The following is a 20,205-nucleotide window of genomic DNA, read 5'->3' as shown; positions in this document are numbered from 1 at the left end:
TGGGCCGTCATGGCCTCGCCGCTCATCGCGGGCAACGACCTGCGCAACATGGACGCCGCCACGCAGACGATCCTGAAGAACGCCAACCTCATCGCGATCAACCAGGACCCGCTCGGGTTGCAGGCCGTGCAGATCTCCAACGACGGCACCCGACGCGTCCTGGCCAAACGGCTGTCCACCGGTGAGGTCGCGGTCGCCCTGTTCAACCAGGGCTCCACCCCGACCACGATCACCACCTACGGCTACCAGGTCGGCCTGGAAGGCGCGTCGATCACCCTGCGGGACGCCTGGACGAACGCGGTCAGCGGGGGGAGCGACGGCATCTCCGCCACCGTGCCCGCCCACGGCACCGTCGTCTACCTGGCCAAGGGCTCCGGTATGCCGACGACCACGACCACCACGACGACGACAACCACGACAACCACCACTCCGCAGCCGGGCGGCACCTGCCGGGTCACCAACACCACCAACGCCTGGGGCAACGGCCTGACCTCGGACATCACCATCACCAACACCGGGTCCACGCCCATCACCGGGTGGTCGCTGGTGTTCACCCTGCCCGGCGGGCAGAACATCACCTCCGGCTGGAACGCGAGCTACTCGCCGTCCTCGGGGCAGGTGACGGCCAGGAACCTCTCCTACAACGCCGACATCGCACCCGGCGCGTCGGTCGGCATCGGCTTCCAGGCCACCCACACCGGCAACGCCGCCAAACCCGCCTCCTACACCCTCAACGGGGTCGCCTGCACCAGCTGACCACCTCGGCACCCCCGCCGGACGGCTGACGCTCCCCGTCCGGCGGGGCGACGAGTCGCGGTCGTAGGTCAGGCCGGTGCGCCGAGCCCGCGCTCGTGCAACCAGGCCAGCTGCACGGCCGGGTTGGAGCCGTAGCCGCCGCCGTGGTCGGCGAAGGGCCACACGGTCATGGCCCGGTCCTCGCCCGCGTAGTGGTTGTAGGCGGCGTACACGGTGGAGGGCGGGCAGATCGGATCCATCAGGCCGACGCTGAACAGGGCCGGCGCTGTCGCCCGCTGCGCGAGGTGGACACCGTCGAAGTAGGACAACGTGGCGAAGGTCCGCTCCACGTGGTGGCGGCTGTGCCAGCGCAGGTACTTCGCGAGCTCCTGGTAAGGGCCCTCGCCGCTGATCTCGGCCGCCCGGCGGAAGTGGCACAAGAAGGGCACGTCCGGCAGGACCGCCGCCACGCTGCCCGGCGCCAGTCCCGCGACGGCGAGCGCGAGGCCGCCGCCCTGGCTCCCGCCGGTGACGATCACCCGTCGGTGGTCGAGCCCGGGCAGGTCGGCGACCGCGTCCACCGCCCGGACGCAGTCGGTCATGAGGCGCCGGTAGTAGTAGTGCTCGGGGGAGTCGACGCCGCGGGTCATGAAGCCCTCGGCCCACTGCGTGCCGCCGCCCTCGGTCAAGTCGGGGGTGTCGTGGCCTTGGCCGCGGCTGTCGACGACGAGCTGCGCGTACCCGGCGGCGGACCACAGCAGGTGGTCGGTGGGCAGCCCGCGACCCCCGCTGTAGCCGATGTAGGTCACGACGACGGGCAGCGCGCCTTCGGCGCCGCGCGGGCGCAGCAGCCAGGCGGCCACCGGCTCACCGTTCGAGCCGGGGAACCGCACGTCGTCCACCTCGACGGTGCGCAGCAGGTGTCGGTCGGCGACCGGCTCGACCTTCACGGCCCCGCCGCGGGCGCGTGCCGCCGCGAGGGTGCGCTCCCAGAAGGCGTCGAAGTCGGGCGGTGGGCTCGAATCCGGGCGGTAGTCGACCAGTTCGTCGTGCGGGGAGTCCGTCAGCGGCATGGGGAGTCCTTCGGGAGACGCGAGAGTGAAGCGCTTCGACGTTTGCATGCGCTCCGCTGGTCTGTCAATCAGGTGACGACCAGGAGTGGTCGCGATGTTGGGGACTCTGTTGGAGATCGTCTCGATAGGCCGTCTCAACACGACTGGTCAAGCGCTTCGACCGGACCGCTCGCCGTGCTCACCAAGCAGCGCCCCGGTGTTCCTCTCATGGGATCGATCCATTCCGCCGGTCGAACGTCGGGCGAGGCACCGGCGGAAGAGGGTTTGCGTTAACACGAGCACCCGTTTCGCTTGACCGGTGATCGACGGTGATTGGTGGAATCTTGGCGGAATCCAGCTGGACGTGAGCGCTAACAATTTTAGCTTTGTCGAGCGTTGACCACCGCCGTAATCGACGCCTACATTGGCCCGAAAGTGAAAATCCCTTAGTCGAAACTTTCGGATCGCTCGGTCGGGCAACTCCGCGCACCCCTGCTCGCGGTCGTGCCGGCCGACGCGCGCGATCCGGACCGCACGACCGCTGACCGATCACCGCCGGACGACCCGATCACCCTGCCGCCGGGTGGTCGGTCGAGGCGGTGGGCGGTCACCCGCGCACTCGATGTCCGAACGGCAGAAAAGAGTCAGGTGATGATCACGCGTAGGCTTCTCGGGCCCGCGTTGGCGGCGGTGCTCCTCACGGCGGCCGCGACCGGCACGGCGTTGAGCGGAGGACTCGGCGAGACCGCACCGTCCGCCCAGGTCGGCACGCTCGCGTCGAGCGCCGGCTGCGGCAAGGCCCCGACGTTGCGCAGCGGCACGCACACGATCACGAGCAGCGGCAAGAGCCGCGGCTTCATCCTGCGGGTGCCCGACGGTTACGACAACACCCGCCCCTACCGGTTGATCTTCGGGTTCCACTGGCGCGGCGGCACGATGAACGACGTGTCCTCGGGCGGGACCAGCGGGACGGCCTGGTCGTACTACGGGATGCAGGAGCAGTCGAACAACAGCGCGATCCTGGTGGCGCCGCAGGGCCTGGGCAACGGCTGGGCGAACTCCGGCGGCGAGGACGTGGTGTTCGTCGACGACATGATCAGGCGGATCGAGGCGGACCTGTGCGTCGACACGGCGTTGCGGTTCGCGATGGGGTTCAGCTACGGCGGCGGCATGAGCTACGCGCTGGCGTGCGCCAGGGCGACGGTGTTCCGCGCGGTCGTGGTGTACGCGGGCGCGCAGTTGAGCGGGTGCAGCGGCGGTAGTCAGCCGATCGCGTACTTCGGCATGCACGGCATCACGGACAACGTGCTCAACATCTCGGCGGGGCGGTCGCTGCGCGATCGCTTCGTGGCGAACAACGGTTGCACGCCGCAGAGCCCGCGCGAGCCGTCGCAGGGCAGCATGACCCACATCACGACGACGTACTCGTGCCGTGCGGGGTACCCGGTGCAGTGGGCCGCGTTCGACAACGGCCACATGCCCGGCCCGGTCGACGGCACCTACGCCGAGAGCGGCATCCGGACCTGGACCAAGGGCGAGGCGTGGAAGTTCATCTCCCAGTTCCAGGGCGGCCCCGGCACGACGACGACCACCACGACGAGCACCACGACCACCACGACCACGACCACGAACCCGCCCGGTGACGGCTGCAAGGTGACCGACACCGTCAACGCGTGGAACTCCGGCCTCACGTCGGAGATCGTCATCACCAACACCGGCAGCGCGCCGATCAGCGGCTGGTCGCTGGTCTTCACCCTGCCCGGCGGGCAGACGATCACCTCCGGGTGGAACGCCTCCTACTCGCCTTCGTCGGGACAGGTCACGGCCAGGAACGTGTCCTACAACGGCGCCATCGCCCCCGGCGGGTCGGTGAGCATCGGCTTCCAGGCCAACCACACGGGCGACACCGGCAAACCGCCCTCGTTCACCCTCAACGGCGCGACCTGCGCCTCCTGACCGCTGCCGAGCGCGGAGCGGACCCGAAGCGCTCCCCGGGAGGTGGACCGGAATCCGGTCCCGCCTCCCGGGGAGCGTTCGAGCGCGCGGTTCAGCGCGTGGCGGTCAGGCCGTCGTGCCGGTGACCGCGCTGCCCGACTTGGTGACGTAGTAGGTCACCTTGTCGCCGCTCCAGTAGTGGAACGTGAGCGTCACCCGTGAGTCGTCCTTGACGGCGGCGAAGAACTCCGACGTCAGGGTGGTGCGACCGTCCGCGTAGTCGGGCGCGAACGTCCGGTCGTACTCCTTGAAGGACGTCCAGTCGTGCGGACCCGCGTTGGCGCCGTCGTCGTACTTGGCCTCCATCGTGGCGAGCTGGTCGCCGCGGAACGCCGTCGGGATGGCGAAGGACGCCGTCGTGCCGGTGGCGTCGGACAGCACCGGGGTGTCGTGGGTGATCACGTAGAACCGCCACGGCACGCCCCGGGAGAAGCGGGCCGTCAGCACCGCGTTCGTGCCGTAGTCCCGCGAGCCGCTCAGCCTCGTCAGCGCCGCGGCGGTCAGGGTGAGCTGGTCGCCGTCGATCGTGTAGTCCCGGCCGCGCGCCAGTTTCGCGCTGCCGTGGTACAGGTCGGTGAACGACGTGCCGTTGAGGTTCAGCGCGATCGTCCTGGCCGTGATGGCGGCGGACTTCGCGGTGAACACCTGGTCGGTGTAGGCCGTGCCGGAGCGGGTCGTCCAGCTCGACTTGAGCTGCGCGTAGAGCTCGGGGTCGCTCCACCGGAACGAGGTGCGGCCGAAGTGCTGGCCGTTGTCCCACAGCATCGTGGTGACCTTCTTGGTGCGCGCGTAGTAGCCGAAGTGCTCGAAGAACTTCAGCTTCTCGCCCTGCTCGATGGTCCCGGTGTGCCGGTCGAAGCCGAGCAGGCCGTACTCGCCGATGATCACCGGGATGCCGCGCGCGACGAAGCTGTCGTGGACGCGGTCGAACGTGTCGGTGAGGTCCTTCTGGACGCCCGCGTCGAAACGCGTGCCGCCCGCGACGTTCACGCTGAACGGCCAGTAGCCGTAGTAGTGCACGGTCGCGATCAGGTTGGGGTCGTCGAACCCCTGGATCTGCGCCACCAACGGGTCGACGTACGCCTGCTCGGACGAGGTGTGCAGGGTCGGCAGGACCAGCAGGCGCTTGGCGTTGTTGCCGCCCGACCGGCGCACGATCTCGTGGAACGTCGCGTTCAGCTCGGCGTTGAGCTGGATCTCCTGCGGCTTGCCGGTGCTCCCGGTGAACTGCGGCTCGTTCCAGCTCTCGAACGTCAGCTTGGGCCCGAACTCGGCGAAGGCGCCCGCCAGCTGCGTCCAGATGCCGGTGAACCGGTCGAGCACGCCGGTGCGGTCGGTGGGCATGGTCAGGACCCACTGCCACGAGTCGTGGTGGAGGTTGATCATCACGTACAGGTCGCGTGCCAGCGCCCAGCGCACGACCTCCTTGACGCGGGCCAGGTAGGCCGCCTCGATCACGTGGTCCGGGCCCAGGTGGGCGCTCCACGTGACAGGAAGGCGCACGCTCTTGAAGCCCTGTGCCTTCACGTTGTCCAGCAAGGCTTCCGTGATGCGCGGGTTGCCCCAGGACGTCTCGTCGCCGCCGGTCGAGTCCAGCGTGTTGCCGAGGTTCCACCCCGGCTGCATCGCCGCGGTGTGCTCCATCGCGGTGAGCTGCCTGCCGCCGTGCACGCACGTGACACCGTTGAGCGAGAACGACAACGGCGCCGTGTTGGCTTCCGCCCAGGTGCCGATGAAACCGAACTCCACCGTCGAGCCGGCCGTGATCCTGGCGTTGTACCCGGCGTCCGCGGCGGTGACCCGGTCGTCGGACCCGGTCACCTCCGCGTTCCAGGCGTTGCGGACCCGCTGACCGGACGGCCACTCCCAGCTCAGCTCCCAGCCGTCGACCGGTCCGCCGTGGTTGGTCACGGCGACGTCGGCGTTGAAGCCACCCGACCACTGGCCGGTGACCGAGTACGCGACGGTGCACCCGGCCTCCGCCGCGACGGCCTGGTTCGCCGTCACCGTGACCAGGCTCGCGGTCAGGGCCACGACCCCGGCCGCCACGACACCGATCCGATGGACCGGTCCTGTCCTCCTGCGCGATCCGAACATGGAACTCCTCACTTTTCTCAGATGGCACGAACAGCCGTTGGGGGCGCCGGATCGCGGACGTGATCCGCCGCGGCGGGGGGTTGCGGCCGACGCGGCGCGTCGTCGGTGAAGATCCGCACGTCGCACGAGCCCTGGTGGACGGTCGGCCGCCGGGACCGGTCAGGGCGTCGTGTCGGTGAGCGAGGCGCGGACTCGGTCACGTCTCCGAGGACGAGGGCCGCACGGTGATCGGGGGCGGCACGAGGAACGCCCGGGGAGGGCGTCGGTCAGCCGTCGAGCGGCTCGTAGTCGGACCAGTCGAAGTGGACGGTGCCCGCGGCGGCGTACAGGCCGATGACCCGGCCGGTGAAGCCGCCGGCGACCTCGGTGGAGAGGTAGCGGCCGTCCAGGGTGGCGAGGGTGGTGAAGGTCCCGTCCGGCTCACCGATGCCGAAGGACACGGTGTCGGGACCCGTGCGCGCGTCCCGGAGGGTCTTCTCCTCGTGCACGTCGACGCCCAGGACCAGCGGTCCGGCGGGCACCGCCCGGGACGCGACCACGGTCTTCAGCGAGCCGACGCGGGCGAGCACCCGCACCTCGCCGGCGGTCGCCTCGACCTCGTAGTGGTGCTCCTCGTCCAGTCGCACCGCCAGACCGCCCGTTCCTCCCGAGGCGTCCACCAGCGTGCGCACCCGGCAGGACGGGTGCCGCTGGCGGCGGCCGACGAACACGACGTCGAGCGCGTCCAGGGACTCCCCGCGCGCGTGGAGCGTCAACCACCCGGCGCGCTCCTTCGTCGTGCAGTGCCGCTCCTGCCGGTCGCGCAGCGAGATCCAGGCCGGCTGGAGCACGGGGAGGTCGAAGTCGTCGCGGGGCGCCTCGATCGGCTCCGGCGCCAGCGGCCAGGGCACGGTCGTGTCGAGCTCCAAGGGGCCGACGACCGGCCAGTCGTCCACCCAGGTCACGGGCGCGAGGAACGTCTCCCGGCCCAGCACGTGCCAGCCGGGCGTCCCACCACCCGGCCGCACCCCCAGCAGCACCAGCCACCACGAGCCGTCCGGCCCCTGCACGAGGTCGCCGTGCCCGGTGTTCTGGATCGGGTGGTCGGTGCCCCGGTGGGTCAGGACCGGGTTGGCCGGGCACGCCTCGAACGGGCCGGCGGGCGTGCGGGCGCGGGCGATCGAGACGCCGTGGCCGCGTTCGGTGCCGCCCTCGGCGATGAGCAGGTACCAGTACTCGCCGATCCGGTACAGGTGCGGCGCTTCCGGCGCCTTCGCCCCGGGCGCCCCGGACCAGATCCGCTTCGGCGCGTCGAGCACCTGCCCGGTGTGCGGGTCGATCCGGACCTGGGACACCCCGGCGACCGTGCTCCAGCAGGCGCCGTCGTCGTCCCACGCGAGGTCGGGGTCGATGCCGGGCAGGTCGGGCAGCAGGACCGGGTCCGACCACGGTCCGGCGGGGTCGGTGGCGGTGACCAGGAGGTTGCCGTCGCCGCTCACGTTCGTGGTGATGAGCCAGAACCGGCCGTCGTGGTGGCGCAGGGTCGGCGCGTAGACCCCGGCGGAGGACGGCGAGTCGAGCGGGAGGCGGAGCTGCTCCGGCCGGTCGAGCACGTTGCCGATCTGCGTCCACCGCACCAGGTCTCGGCTGTGGAAGAGCGGCACGCCGGGGAAGTACTCGAAGCTGGAGCAGGCGAGGTAGTAGTCGTCGCCGACGCGGCAGACGCTCGGGTCGGGGTGGAAACCCGCGATCACGGGGTTGGTGAACGCGCTGTGGTTCGAGGACATCCCATCAAGCCCTTCGTTGTTCGGGGGCGCGCTCCGGCGCACCGGTGCGGCACGGCGCACGGCGTGGTCGACGGGGTCGGGTTCGGGGTCAGGGTGTCCGGAGCACGGCGCAGCCCTGAGGTGGCAGTTCGGCCAGCGGAGCGCCGGTGAGCAGGTCGTGCGCGGGTTCGGGGAGCGGGACGGCGTCACCGCCGTGGTTGATCAGGAAGCGCAGGCCGCCGCGGGTGACGGCTTCCACGCCGGGCGGCCACTCGCGGAGCACGCCGGCTTCGCCCAGCAGCCGCTCGACCAGCGCGCCGTAGTCGCCCGCGTCGAGGACGGTGGAGAGGTACCAGCCGTGACCGGCGCCGAAGGCGTGGCGGGTGAGCGCCGGGCGTCCGGTGAGCATCCCGTGGGTGTAGGTCGCGATCGCCTCGGCGCCGTCGAGGTGCAGGTACTCGCTCCACACGGTGCCGAGCGCGCCGTCGGACAGCGTGATCCGCTCCTCGCGCCGCAACGGCCGCGGCTCCTCGACCCGGAGGCCGAGGGCTTCGCGCAGCGGCGGCGCCGGGTACCCGCCGAGTCGGGCGTGGGGGCGCTCGTCGACGACGCCGCTGAAGTGCTGGACGAGCAGCGTGCCGCCGTCGGCGACGTAGCGGCGCAGGTTCGCCGCGCCCGCGTCGGACATCAGGAGCAGGGCGGGGGCCAGGACGAGGCGGTATCGGCTCAGGTCGTGCTCGGGGTGGGCGAAGTCGGTCACGACCCCCGCGTCCCACAACGCCCGGTGCGCACGCCGCAGCATCGAGTGGTAGTCGAGCTCCGGCGAGGGCAGGCCGTCGGCCTCCGACGCCCACCACGCCTCCGCGTCGTGCAGCACCGCCACCTCGGCGGTCACCGTCGAGCCGGCCACCTCGGCGAGCCGGGCGACGGCCTCGCCGAGGGCCTGCACCTCGCGGAAGATCCGGCTGTCGGGCCCCGCGTGCGGCACCATCGCCGAGTGCCACGTCTCGGCGCCCGCCCTCGACTGGCGCCACTGGAAGAACAGCGCGCCGTCCGAGCCGCGCGCGACGTGGCTCAGCGTGTGCCGCAGGATGTCGCCCGGGTCCTTCGGCAGCACCCGGCCTTCGGCGTAGACGGTGTTCGCGCCCTGCTCCATGAGCAACCACGGTCGGCCGCCCCCGAAGCACCGCGCGCGGTCCGCGCCGAACGCGGTGTCCGCCGCGGCGTCGAGACCGGGCCGGTCCGGGTAGTGGTCGATGGTCACGAGGTCCACCTCGCGGCCGAACGCCCACAGGTCGAGGTTCTGGTAGCCGGGCAGCATCAGGTTCGTGGTGACCGGTCGGTCGCTGTGCGCGCGGATCGCGTCGCGCTGCTCCCGGTAGGCGGCCAGCGCCAGGTCGGAGGAGAACCGGCGGAAGTCCAGCGACTGCCCGGGGTTGTGGTGCCACTGCGTGGCGCGCGGCGGCAGGACGTCGTCCCACGAGGTGTAGCGCTGGCTCCAGAAGGCCGTGCCCCACGCGTCGTTGAGCGCGTCCAGCGTGCCGTGCCGGTCGCGCAGCCAGGTGCGGAACGCGGCGGCGGCGTGGTCGCAGAGGCAGAGCGTGGCGTACTCGTTGTGCACGTGCCAGAGCGCGACCGCGGGGTGGCTGCCGTAGCGCTCGGCCAGTGCGGCGGCGATGCGGCGGGCCGCGTCGCGGTAGGCCGGCGCGGCGAGGCAGTACGTGTCACGGCTGCCGTGCACCAGCCGCACGCCCTCGGCGGTCACCGGCAGCGCGTCCGGGTGCGCCCTGGTGAACCACGGGGGAGGGGACGCGGTGGGCGTGGCCAGGTCGACCGCGACGCCGTTCGCGTGCAGCCGGTCGAGGTGGGCGTCGAGCCAGGCGAAGTCGTAGCGGCCCTCCTCGGGCTCCATCAGGGCCCAGGAGAACACGCCGACCGTGGCGAGGTTGACCCGCGCCCGGCGCATCAACTCGTCGTCCTCGGCCCAGACCGGCTCGTCCCACTGCTCGGGGTTGTAGTCGCCGCCGAAGGCGAGACCGCCGAGCCGCCCGGTCAGGTCGTGCGCCGTCATGCCCGCTCCTCGTGCAGTGGCAGCCGTGCGTCGTCGCGCACGAACAGGGGGATGCGTTCGAGCGGGGCGGCGACGGTGACCGCCTGCCCTCCCGCGTGCTCCCGGCCGGTCCACGCGTCGGTCCACCGGGCGCCGGCGGGCAGGTGCACCGTCCGCTCCCGCGCCCCCGCGGTGGTGACGGGCGCGACGAGCAGGTCAGGGCCGAGCAGGAACGCGTCGTCGACCTCCCACGCCCGCTCGTCGTCGGGGAACTCCAGGAACAGCGGCCGCATCGGCGGCAGACCGGTCGCCGAGGCGGCGCGCATCTGCTCCATGACGTACGGCCGCAGGCGTTCGCGCAGGTGGAGGTGGTCGACCAGGATCGGGTAGACCTCGTCGCCGTAGGACCAGACCTCGTTGGGCAGGCCGGTCATGGCGGGCTCCAGGACCTGCGCCGGGCCGCGGAAGCCGTGCAGGCGGAACAGCGGGCAGAGCGCCCCGTACTGGAACCACCGCACCAGCACCTCGCGGTACGCCGGGTCGTCCGGGTCGCCGCCGTGGAAGCCGCCGATGTCCGTCGTCCACCAGGGGATGCCGGACATCATCACGTTCAGGCCGGCCTTGATCTGCGCCCGCAGCGTGGCGAAGTCCGTGCCGATGTCGCCGGACCACAGCGCCGCGCCGTAGCGCTGCGCGCCCGCCCAGGACGACCGGTTGAGCGAGATGATCCCGGTCTCGCCCGCCGCGCGCAGCCCGTCGTGGACCATGCGGGCGTGCTCGCGCGGGTACAGGTTGGAGACCTCCTGGCCCGGACCCGCGTGGTAGCGCAGACCGGTCTGGTGGCCGGGCTTGAGCTCGGGCTCGGAGGCGTCGAGCCAGAAGACCGTGATGCCCAGCTCGTGGTAGCCGCGCCGGAGGCGCTCCCAGACGTAGTCGCGGGCCTCGGGGTTGGTGCTGTCGTAGAACGCGACCGGCGCCGAGTACGCGCCCAGGCCCTTGTCCGGCCAGTCGGCGTGGGCCGCCGGCCCGTGGTCGGACCGGATGAACAGGCCCCGGTCCCGCATCGGGTGGTAGTTCTCGCTCGCCGGGCCCACGGACGGCCAGACCGAGACCATGAGCTTGACGCCCAGCTCGTCCAGCTCGCGCACCATCGCGGCCGGGTCGGGCCACTCCTCGGGGTCGAAGCGCCACTCGCCGAGGTGGGTCCAGTGGAAGAAGTCGCACACGATCACGGACAGCGGCAGGCCGCGCCGCCGGTGCTCGCGGGCGACTTCCAGCAGCTCCTCCTGGGTGCGGTAGCGCAGCTTGCACTGCCAGAAACCGGCCGCCCACCCGGGCAGCTCCGGCGCGTGGCCGGTCGCGTCGGCGTACCGGCGCAGCACGTCGGCCGGCGGGCCCGCGGTCACCCAGTAGTCGATCTGGCGCGCGCTGTCGGCCACCCACCGGGTGCCGTTCTCGGCCAGCTCGACGCGGCCGACGGCGGGCGAGTTCCACAGCAGGCCGTAGCCGCGGTCGGACACCAGCAGCGGGATGGTCACCTCGCCGTTGCGCTGCACGAGGTCGACCACGGCGCCCTTCTGGTCGAACAGGCCGTGGGTGTGCTGGCCGAGGCCGTGGAGCCGTTCACCGGGGTAGGCGCGGAACCGCTGCTCCAGGCGGTGGTAGCCGTTGCCGGTCGGCGCCGCCGACCGCGGGCCCGGCCACCAGAAGTGGGCGGGCTGCTCGGCCGGCAGCTCCGCGCCGTCCGCCGTGCGCAGGAACGTCAGCCGGCCCGCGGTCGCCGGCAGGTGCGGGGTGACCGAGCCGGCGGTGTCTGCGTCGACCCGCACCGTCAGCGCGCCGTTGACCAGGGTCGCGTGGTGCTCGGCGACGTCGACCTCCGGCGCGCCGCCCGGCGGGGCGTCGAGCAGCGCGCCGGGCAGGTCGTCGAGCACCGGTCCGCCGGGGGTGGCCCGGACCCGGACCGCGTCGGGTCCCCACGCCGCGACGCGCAGGGTCTCGCCGCCGGCCCGCCACTCGAGGGCGTTGCCGAGATCGCGGAAGTGCATCGGTGCTCCTGGCGGTGGTGACGGTCCACCGCGTCCGCGCCGAACGGCGGGTGGGCGCGGGGGAGCCGCTCGGTGGTCGTCAGGTCGAGCTGGGGGTCCGGCTGCGGTGCGGGCCGGTGCTCTCCCGGACGGTCAGCACGGGTTCGAGCAGCACGAGCTCGTCGTCGGGCACCTCGTCGCGCCCGGCGGCGGTGATCCGCTCCATGAGCTGCTCGACCGCGACCCGGCCGAGCTCCTGCGCGGGGCCGGTGACCGCCGTCAGCGCCGGCGCGTACTGCTCGGCGAGCAGTTCCGGGCACAGCGCGATCACGGAGGCGTCCTCGGGGACCGTCCGCCCGCTGATGCGCAGCAGGCTGAGCAGCGGGCCGATCGCGCCCTCGTTCTGCACCACGAACCCCGTGGTGTCCGGCCGGTCGGCGAGGATGCGGGCCAGCGTCCCGGCGGTGCTCTCGTAGGTGCCCTCGCACGGCCGGTGCACGAAGCGCAGACCTCTGGCCTCGGCGCGGTCCCGGAAGCCCATCAGGGTGCGCTCGGCGTACCCGGCGTGCCGCTGGTACACCCCCGAGCCGTACCCGATGAACGCGACCTCCCGGTGGCCCAGGTCGGCGAGGTGGTCCGCGCACAACGCGCCCGCGGCCGCGAAGTCGTGGTCCACGCAGGACAGGCCGCTGTGGTCGTCGGGCAGGCCGATGAGCGCGGCCTGCGTGCGCAACTCGCGCAGCACCGGGATGCGCTCGTCGTCCAACCCGACGTCCATGAGGATCACGCCGTCCGCCAGGCCGCTCACCGCGACCCGGCGCACGCCCTCCGGCCCCTCGTCGTTGGTGATCAGCAGCACGTCGTAGCCGTGCTTGCGGGCCGTCATGGTGACCGAGATGGCGATCTGCATCATGATCGGCACGTAGACGTCGGCGCGCAGGGGCACCACGAGGGCGACTATGTGCGAGCGCTTCGCGGCCAGCGCCCTGGCGCCGGCGTTGGGGTGGTAGCCGAGCTCGGCCACCGAACGCTCGACGCGGCGCCGGGTCTCCTCGGAGATCGAGCGCTTGCCGCTGAGCACGTAGCTGACCGTGCTGGCGGACACGCCCGCGTGCCTGGCCACATCGGCGAGTGTCACCATGCGTGATGCTCCTGCTTTCTCGTCCTCTTCCGGGCCCGTACCGGTGCCCGCGTGCGCCCAGTGTGCCGGTTCAGCCCTTGACCGCCCCGGTGAGCACGCCGACACGGAAGTGCTTCTGCATGAACGGGTACACCAGCAGCAGCGGCACGATCGTCAGGACCACCACCGCCATCTGCAACGACAGCGGCGCGGTCTGCGAGAACTGCGAGCCGAAGCCCGCGTTCACCGACCCGGGCAGCCCGTTGCCCCGGTTCACGTAGGTCAGCAGCACGTACTGCAACGGCCACTTCTCGCTGTCGGTCGGCATGTACAGCATCACGTTGAAGAACGAGTTCCAGTAGCCGACGCCGTAGAACAGGGCGACGACCGCCGTCACGGCCCGGGACGTCGGCAGCACGATCGACCACAGGATCCGCCAGTCGCCCGCGCCGTCGATCCGGGCCGCCTCGATCAGGTCGGCCGAGGTGTCCGAGTAGAACGCCCGCAGCACCAGGATGTTGAACACCGAGACCGCGGTGGGCAGGATCAACGCCCACCACTGCCCGTAACCGCCCAGTTCGGTGACGACCAGGAAGGTCGGGATCAGGCCGCCGCTGACGAACATGGTGAGGATCAGCAGCACCAGGATGAAGCGGTGGGCCACCGAGCCGGACCGGGACAGGCCGTAGGCGCACAGGATCGACACGACCATGGACACCGCCGTGCCGACCGCCGTGATGCCGAGGCTGACCAGCAGCGCGTTGCGCACCGTGGAGTCGCCCAGCATGACGCGGTACGCCTCGAAGGTCACGTCGGTCGGCCAGATCACCAGGCCGCCCGCGCGGTTGACCGCCGCCTGGGTGGACAGGCTGGTCACCACGATGATCCACAACGGGACCAGGACCACGGCCACCACCATGCCGAGGGTCAGGCCCTTCGCGGTCTGGCCGGCCGCGGTCGGCGGCTCCTCCCAGACCGGTCGTTTGCCGCGCTTGCGGCGCCGGGCGGGCGCCCGGCCGGTCACCGCGCGCTTGTCCTTGGTGCGTTCGATGGTCAGCGTCTCGGTCATTTCCGGTACAACCCGTCTTCGCCGAAGGCGTGCGCCAGCTTGTTCGCGCCCCAGATGAGCAGCAGCGAGATGACGCTCTTGAACAACCCGGCCGCCGCGCCGTAGCTGTAGTTGTTGGTGGCGATGCCGTAGTAGAACGCGAAGGTGTCGAGCACGTCGGCCGCCTCGTGGCCGACCGCGTCCCGCTGGATCAGGAACTGCTCGAACCCGACGGTGAGCGCGTTGCCCAGGCGCAGCACCAGCATCAGCATGATGACGCCGGCCATCCCGGGCAGGGTGATGTGCCACAGCCGCCGCCACCGCCCGGCCCCGTCCACCGCGGACGACTCGTACAGGTCGGTGTTGATGGCGGCGAGCGCGGCGAGGAACACGATGATCGACCAGCCGGCCTCCTTCCAGATCGCCTGCGAGGTGATCAGCAGCACGAAGGTGTCCGGGTCGGTCATGATGTCCCAGGTGCCGATGTCGTTGCTGCGCAGGAACTGGTTGAGCAGCCCCGCACCGCCGAACATCTGCTGGAAGATCGTGATCGCGAGCACCCAGGAGAAGAAGTGCGGCAGGTAGGCGATGGACTGGATGAGGTTGCGCAGCCGTTCGCTGAGCACCGAGTTCAGCAGCAGCGCCAGCGCGATGGGGATCGGGAAGAACAGGATCAGCTGGACGAAGCTGAGGTACAGCGTGTTGGTCAGCGACCCCCAGAACAGCGAGTCCTCGAACAGGACCTCGAACTGGGCGAGGCCCACCCACTCGCTGTTCCACACCCCCACCAGCGGGTTGTAGTCCTGGAACGCCGTCAGCAGCCCGAACAGCGGCACGTAGTTGAAGACCAGGAGCAGCAGGACGGCGGGCACGGTCATCAGCAGCAGCGACCGGTCGCGCCGCAGCCTCACCCGCAGGCTCAGCTTGTTCCTCCGCGCGTCGTCCTCGCGCGCGGGCCGTTCCGTGACCGCGGAACTCACTGCCCGGTCCCGTGCTTCTGCAGCACGTTCTCGTCCATCCACTGGACGAGCTTGTCGCCGCCGCCGCTGGACTTCCAGGTGGTGATCGCCTCCTTCACTTCGGCGACCTTCTTCTTGCCGTGGTAGCAGTCCTTGATGGCGTCCTCGACGGCCTGCGCCGCGTCGGTGGTGGCCATCGACCGCGGCAGGCTGATGTTCATGTTCCAGAACACGGGCTTGCGCAGGTGCTTGACGTTCGCGGCCTGCCAGGCGGTGAGGTCCTTGGTGACGACGTCCGAGCCGGGGTTGCTGACCACCGCGGGCGGCGAGGCCAGGAACGGGAAGGTCTGCGCCTGGACGTTCTTCTTGCCCTCTTCGGTGGCGGTCGGCACGCCGTTGACCATCGTGTGGTGGACGCCTTCGACACCGAAGTTGACCAGCGTGTACTCCTTCGAGCCGAACGGCGCGGCCAGGTAGTTGGCGACCGCCAGCAGCTCCTCGATCTGCTCCGGCTTCAGGTTGCTGTTGAGGTAGCTCATGATGCTGGTGGAGGGGCCGAGGTGGATCTGCGGCTCGCCCTTGCCGTCGGCGGTGAAGAAGTCGAAGGAGCCCCGCCGGAAGTTCGGGTTGGCGGCCGTGCCGGACTGGTGGTCGGCGGCGTTCCACGCGCCGGTGCCACCGCCCCCGATCAGCACCTTCCCGGAGTAGAAGCGCACGTTGGCGTTGGTGTTGTCGCCGGCCTGCGCGTCCGGGTGCAGGTAGCCGGCGGTCGCGAGCTGGTAGTGCCACTCCAGGGCGTCCAGCAGCTCCGGCATGTCGTACTTGTGGATCAGCTTGCCGTTGTCGACCTTCCACTTGAGGGGCACGTTCCACGACGGGAACATGTAGGTCCACACGTCGTCGAAGGCCCACACGCCGCCCTTGGCGTCGGTCAGCTCCTTGCCCAGGTTCATCAGGTCGTCGGCGGACTTCACCTGGTCCGCGGTGATGCCCTTGGCGTCGAAGAGGTCGCGGCGGTAGAACGTGGTGCCGGCGACCACGAACCCGCTGGAGAACGACGGGATGCCGTAGATCTTGTCGCCCCAGGCCCCGGCCTGCCAGGCGCCCGTGGGGATGGCCGCGAGGTTGGGGTACTTCTTGATGTTGTCGCCGGACAGGTAGGGCGTGAGGTCCGCGAGCTGCGACCCGGCCAGTTCACCGACGCTGAAGTTGGAGTTCCACCAGGTCGGCAGCTGGATCCAGTCGGGCAGCCGCTTGGCGGCGGTCATGGTGGGGATGATCGTGGCGTAGTTGTTGCCGTCGGCGGGCTTCATGTCGAGCGTGACACCCAGCGCCTCGTTCATGGCCTGGTAGAACGAGTTGTCGGCGGGCGGGATCGTGCCCCACAGCGGCGTGACGGTCGTGTACCTGCCGCCCTTGCCCGGCACGCCGGACACCGTGGCGACCGGGTTCGAAGGGTAGGTGAGGAACCCCGGGTCGGTCAGGATGTCCGCGCCACCGGCCACCGAGGGGATGTCCGGCTTGATCGACGTGCTCGGCACGTAGTTCGGGAGCGCGGACTTGAGGGCGTCGCTGTTGGCGCCGGTCTTCTGCTGGGCGCCGCCGCCGCACGCGGACAGCAGGCCACCCATGGCCGTGAGTCCCGCGACCGAGGCCGAGACGCTCAGGAACCTCCGGCGATTCAGCTCAATCCCCATGACAGGGCCACCCTTCTTCGTTGAAAGCGGAGTGTCGAAGCGCTTGACGATGCCGGGAGAGTAGTCATGTGACCTGGCGCACGGCAAGAGCCAGTTGGCCGCCAAGATGCAGGCTGGGCAGGCACTCATTGACAGTGTCACGGGCTCCGTGTCAGCGTTGAAGCGCTTCACATGATCTGACCCGAGGGGTTGTGCCGCGTGAGTTCCTCATCCCTGTCCGCCACCGGGCGGCTGCCGTTCCACGACTCCGGGCTGGACGTGCGCAAGCGCGTCGATGACCTGCTCGCCCGGCTGACGCTCGACGAGCGGATCGCGATGCTGCACCAGTACGCCCCCGCCGTTCCCCGGCTGGGCGTCGCCGCGTTCCGCACCGGGGCCGAGGCGTTGCACGGCGTGTCGTGGCTGGGTGTCGCCACGTCGTTCCCGCAGGCCGTGGGCCTGGGCGCGACCTGGGACGAGGAGCTGGTGCGCCGCGTGGCCGAGGCGACCTCGGTCGAGCTGCGCGCGTTCCACCTGCACCGGCCGCCGGCCGAGGGCGACGGCCGGACGAGCCTGCAGGCGTGGGCGCCGGTGGTGAACCTGCTGCGCGACCCGCGCTGGGGGCGCAACGAGGAGGGCTACTCCGAGGACCCGGTGCACACCGCGCGGATCGCGGAGGCGTTCTGCCGGGGGCTCGCGGGCGACGACCCGAGGTTCCTGCGCGCCGCACCCGTGCTCAAGCACTTCCTGGCCTACAACAACGAGGACGACCGCTGCACCACGTCCTCCGGCGTGCGCCCCCGGGTGCTGCACGAGTACGACCTCGCGGCGTTCCGGCCCGTGGTGGCCTCCGGCGCGGCGACCGGCGTCATGGCCGCGTACAACCTGGTCAACGGCCGTCCGTGTCACGTCAGCCCGCTGATCGGGGACGAGCTGCGCCGCTGGGCCGAGCCGACCGGGCACGAGCTGTTCGTGGTCAGCGACGCGGAGGCGCCGTCCAACCTGGTCGACCTGGAGCACTACTTCGACGACCACGCGGAGTCGCACGCCGCCGCTCTCAAGGCGGGCATCGACAGCTTCACCGACCACGGCACGGACAGCGGCACGCCGGTCGGGCGGCTGCGCGAGGCGCTGGAGCGCGGCCTGATCGACGAGGCCGACGTCGACCGCGCCGTGCGCCGGCAGCTGGAGCTGCGGTTCCGCCTCGGCGAGTTCGACCCGGACCTCGACCCGTACGCGGCGATCGGCCCCGACGCGATCGACCACCCGGACCACCGCGTGCTCGCCGCGCGGGCGGCCACCGAGGCCGTGGTGCTGCTGAAGAACGACGGGCTGCTGCCGCTCGACAAGGCCGCCGCGCCCCGCGTCGCGGTCATCGGCCCGCTGTCCGACGTGCTGCACGAGGACTGGTACAGCGGCACGATGCCGTACCGGGTCACCGTCGCCGCCGGGCTCGAGGAGGCGGTCGGCGACGTGGTCCGCGTGTCCGGTGACGACCGCATCGCGCTGCGTTCCCGCACCACCGGGCTCCTGCTCGGCGACACCGCCTTCGACGTCACCGAGTGGGGTGACGACGTGGTGACGCTGCGCTCCGCCGACACCGGCCGCCACCTCGGCGCCAAGTACGGCACCCTCGTCACCGAGGAAGAACGCGTCAAGAGCTGGGACGTGCACGAGACGTTCGTGCTGGAGCCCGTCGCGGACGACGGCGACGCGGTGCTGGTGCGCAACGTCCTCACCGGCCGCTACGCCGCGGTCGACCCGGCCGACGGCCGCGTGGTCGTCACGGCCGAGACGCCCGCGACCGCCGAGCGCTGGTCGCGCGAGCTGGTCCGCGACGGCGCGGCGGAGGCTCGCGCCGCCGCGGCCGCCGCCGACGTCGCGGTCGTCGTCCTCGGCAACCACCCGCTCATCAACGGCCGCGAGACCCAGGACCGCACCGGCACCGCGCTGCCCGGGACGCAGGAGGCGCTGCTCCGCGCCGTCGCCGAGGTCCGGCCGGCCACCGTCCTGGTGGTGATGAGCAGCTACCCCTACGCCGTGGACTGGGCCGACGAGCACCTGCCCGCCGTGGTGTGGACGTCCCACGGCGGGCAGGAGACGGGTCACGCGCTGGCCGCCGTGCTGCTCGGCGACGAGGAGCCGGCGGGCCGGCTGCCGCAGACCTGGTACCGGGGCGACGACGAGCTGCCCCACCCGCTCGACTACGACGTCATCAAGGCGGGGTGGACCTACCAGTACCACCGGACCGCGCCGCTGTACGCGTTCGGCCACGGCCTGTCCTACACCGACTTCGCCTACCGCGACCTGCGGTTGTCGTCGGAGGTCGTGCCGCAGGACGGGTCGCTGGAGGTCTCGGTGGCGGTGGCGAACACCGGTGCGCGGCCGGGCAGCGAGGTGGTCCAGGTCTACGTGCGCGCGGTGGCCGCCCGCTACGACGCGCCCCGGCTGCGCCTCGTCGACTTCCGCAAGGTCCGCGTCGGCGCGGGGGAGGGCGAGGAGCTGACCTTCCGGCTGCCCGTCGACCGGCTCGCGCACTGGGACGTCGAGCGCGGTGCGTTCGCGGTCGACCCGGGCGACTACGAGATCGTCGTCGCCCGTTCCGCGGAGGACCACGTCCTCGTGGCGCGGTTCTCCGTCACCGGCGAGGACCCCACGCCGCGCGCGGTGGTGGACCGGGACACCCGTGCGGTCGACTTCGACGACTACTCGGGGCTCGCGCTGGTCGACGCGACCCGGGTGACCGGTGACGCGGTCGCACCGGCGGACCCGGCGCGGCCCGCGACGCTGCTGTTCCGCGCCGCGGACCTGACCGGCGCCGCGGGCGTCGAGGTCGAGGTGGCGCGGGTGGGTGGTCCGGGGCGGGCCCGGCTGGAGTTCCACCTGGGCGACCGGTCGCTCGGCGCGGTCGACGTGCCGGTGACGGGCGACCGCTACGCGTGGACGACGGCCGCGGCGCGGTTCGAGGAGCGGCCGGACGGCGTCCACGACCTGTCGCTGACGCTGCACGGCGACTTCCGCCTGGCCGCGTTCCGCCTCACGTCCTCGCGCCCGACGACCGCACCGGCCTGACCCGCCCGGCCATCGGCGTGCCCGGCGATCGACCGTGTCGGGTGTTCGCCTGACTCCGCCGAAAGGCGGCGCGACCTAGCGTGGCGACCACAGGGGAGGCACCGGCGGACTCGCCGGTGGCGAACGAGAGGACGACCATGCGTCCGTACATCGCGACGATCGCCGCGGCAGCGGCACTGCTCGCAGGGTTCAGCGTCGTCGGTGCGGGAGGCACCGCGGCCGCGGCCGCGGTGGGCTGGTGCGACGGGGTGAAGTGGGTGCAGCACAACAGCCTCTACGGCACCAAGCAGCCCTACCACAAGGCCACCGGCAGCACGACCTGCTACCTGGAACGCGGTTCCTACGGCAGCGCGGTGAACGCGCTCCAGTTGGCGTTGAAGTACTGCAACTGGGCGCCGAACCTCGTCGCGGACAGCGATTTCGGCGCCATCACGGAGGAGCGCCTGAAGTACGCCCAGCAGCGTCGGGGCGTCCTCGCGGACGGCAGCTACGGCCCGAACACGCGCGCGGCGCTGAAGTGGCCCGTGTTCCACAACAACGGCTTGCGGACCGATACCTGCGTCTTCGTGTCCTGAGCGTGCGGCGGCTCCCCGCGGTTCCGATCGGTGCCGCGGGGAGCCGCTTGCGGG

The 20,205-nt window shown here is 71.5% G+C and carries 13 protein-coding genes; 4 read left to right on the top strand and 9 right to left on the bottom strand.

Features of this window, described 5'->3' with window-relative positions; genetic code table 11:
- Window positions 1–756 (top strand): cellulose-binding domain-containing protein (locus ABTZ99_RS42185; RefSeq protein WP_499618685.1); only part of this gene is annotated, 756 nt, incomplete at its 5' end.
- Between the two features lie 68 nt (window positions 757–824).
- Here the strand turns inward: ABTZ99_RS42185 and ABTZ99_RS42180 are convergent.
- Window positions 825–1,808, bottom strand: a complete 984-nt coding sequence (locus ABTZ99_RS42180) for an acetylxylan esterase (protein WP_499618684.1) — start codon at window positions 1,806–1,808, stop codon at window positions 825–827.
- A gap of 630 nt (window positions 1,809–2,438) precedes the next feature.
- Here ABTZ99_RS42180 and ABTZ99_RS42175 point away from each other — a divergent pair.
- Window positions 2,439–3,743: a CE1 family esterase gene (locus ABTZ99_RS42175; protein ID WP_499618682.1), complete on the top strand. Its 1,305-nt coding sequence runs from the start codon at window positions 2,439–2,441 to the stop codon at window positions 3,741–3,743.
- 105 nt (window positions 3,744–3,848) lie between these two features.
- On the opposite strand, the gene ABTZ99_RS42170 is transcribed toward ABTZ99_RS42175, so the two are convergent.
- From ABTZ99_RS42170 to ABTZ99_RS42135, 8 genes are all read right to left on the bottom strand, one after another.
- The gene (locus ABTZ99_RS42170; protein WP_499618679.1) at window positions 3,849–5,831 is read right to left on the bottom strand and encodes a cellulase family glycosylhydrolase; all 1,983 of its coding nucleotides are present in this window, start codon (window positions 5,829–5,831) and stop codon (window positions 3,849–3,851) included.
- Between the two features lie 314 nt (window positions 5,832–6,145).
- Window positions 6,146–7,645 (bottom strand): glycoside hydrolase family 43 protein, encoded by a 1,500-nt coding sequence (locus ABTZ99_RS42165; protein WP_499618677.1) that lies wholly within the window; start codon window positions 7,643–7,645, stop codon window positions 6,146–6,148.
- Between the two features lie 88 nt (window positions 7,646–7,733).
- Window positions 7,734–9,695 (bottom strand): beta-galactosidase, encoded by a 1,962-nt coding sequence (locus ABTZ99_RS42160; RefSeq protein ID WP_499618675.1) that lies wholly within the window; start codon window positions 9,693–9,695, stop codon window positions 7,734–7,736.
- Entirely contained in the window at window positions 9,692–11,722 is a 2,031-nt protein-coding gene (locus ABTZ99_RS42155; RefSeq protein ID WP_499618673.1) for a glycoside hydrolase family 31 protein, read from the bottom strand. The genes ABTZ99_RS42160 and ABTZ99_RS42155 overlap by 4 nt, the downstream gene beginning before the upstream one ends.
- Window positions 11,723–11,801: 79 nt before the next feature.
- Complete coding sequence (locus ABTZ99_RS42150; protein ID WP_498785769.1) at window positions 11,802–12,842, bottom strand: LacI family DNA-binding transcriptional regulator; 1,041 nt, start codon at window positions 12,840–12,842, stop codon at window positions 11,802–11,804.
- A 70-nt stretch (window positions 12,843–12,912) separates the two neighbouring features.
- Window positions 12,913–13,890 carry a carbohydrate ABC transporter permease gene (locus ABTZ99_RS42145; RefSeq protein ID WP_498785771.1) on the bottom strand — a complete coding sequence of 326 codons (978 nt, stop codon included), beginning with the start codon at window positions 13,888–13,890 and terminating at the stop codon, window positions 12,913–12,915.
- Window positions 13,887–14,849: an ABC transporter permease gene (locus ABTZ99_RS42140; RefSeq protein ID WP_498785773.1), complete on the bottom strand. Its 963-nt coding sequence runs from the start codon at window positions 14,847–14,849 to the stop codon at window positions 13,887–13,889. Before ABTZ99_RS42140 ends, ABTZ99_RS42145 begins: the two co-directional genes overlap by 4 nt.
- The gene (locus tag ABTZ99_RS42135; RefSeq protein ID WP_499618671.1) at window positions 14,846–16,525 is read right to left on the bottom strand and encodes an ABC transporter substrate-binding protein; all 1,680 of its coding nucleotides are present in this window, start codon (window positions 16,523–16,525) and stop codon (window positions 14,846–14,848) included. Before ABTZ99_RS42135 ends, ABTZ99_RS42140 begins: the two co-directional genes overlap by 4 nt.
- A gap of 198 nt (window positions 16,526–16,723) precedes the next feature.
- Between ABTZ99_RS42135 and ABTZ99_RS42130 the strand changes: the two genes are divergently transcribed.
- Together ABTZ99_RS42130 and ABTZ99_RS42125 are read left to right on the top strand one after the other, a co-directional pair.
- Window positions 16,724–19,576, top strand: a complete 2,853-nt coding sequence (locus ABTZ99_RS42130; RefSeq protein ID WP_499618669.1) for a glycoside hydrolase family 3 C-terminal domain-containing protein — start codon at window positions 16,724–16,726, stop codon at window positions 19,574–19,576.
- 137 nt (window positions 19,577–19,713) lie between these two features.
- Window positions 19,714–20,151, top strand: coding sequence for a peptidoglycan-binding domain-containing protein (locus ABTZ99_RS42125; protein ID WP_499618668.1), 438 nt, complete (start codon window positions 19,714–19,716; stop codon window positions 20,149–20,151).
- Window positions 20,152–20,205 lie beyond the last annotated feature (54 nt).

The sequence above is a fragment of the Actinosynnema sp. NPDC002837 genome (genome assembly GCF_040295345.1).
Classification (GTDB): domain Bacteria; phylum Actinomycetota; class Actinomycetes; order Mycobacteriales; family Pseudonocardiaceae; genus Actinosynnema.
This window is presented reverse-complemented; position numbering and strand designations above follow the sequence as displayed.

Coding starts and splice junctions, on each gene's coding strand:
- ABTZ99_RS42180 (WP_499618684.1), bottom strand. CDS start 1,808: ATGCCGCTGACGGACTCCCCGCACGACGAACTGGTCGACTACCGCCCG.
- ABTZ99_RS42175 (WP_499618682.1), top strand. CDS start 2,439: ATGATCACGCGTAGGCTTCTCGGGCCCGCGTTGGCGGCGGTGCTCCTC.
- ABTZ99_RS42165 (WP_499618677.1), bottom strand. CDS start 7,645: ATGTCCTCGAACCACAGCGCGTTCACCAACCCCGTGATCGCGGGTTTC.
- ABTZ99_RS42160 (WP_499618675.1), bottom strand. CDS start 9,695: ATGACGGCGCACGACCTGACCGGGCGGCTCGGCGGTCTCGCCTTCGGC.
- ABTZ99_RS42155 (WP_499618673.1), bottom strand. CDS start 11,722: ATGCACTTCCGCGATCTCGGCAACGCCCTCGAGTGGCGGGCCGGCGGC.
- ABTZ99_RS42150 (WP_498785769.1), bottom strand. CDS start 12,842: ATGGTGACACTCGCCGATGTGGCCAGGCACGCGGGCGTGTCCGCCAGC.
- ABTZ99_RS42145 (WP_498785771.1), bottom strand. CDS start 13,890: ATGACCGAGACGCTGACCATCGAACGCACCAAGGACAAGCGCGCGGTG.
- ABTZ99_RS42135 (WP_499618671.1), bottom strand. CDS start 16,525: ATGGGGATTGAGCTGAATCGCCGGAGGTTCCTGAGCGTCTCGGCCTCG.
- ABTZ99_RS42125 (WP_499618668.1), top strand. CDS start 19,714: ATGCGTCCGTACATCGCGACGATCGCCGCGGCAGCGGCACTGCTCGCA.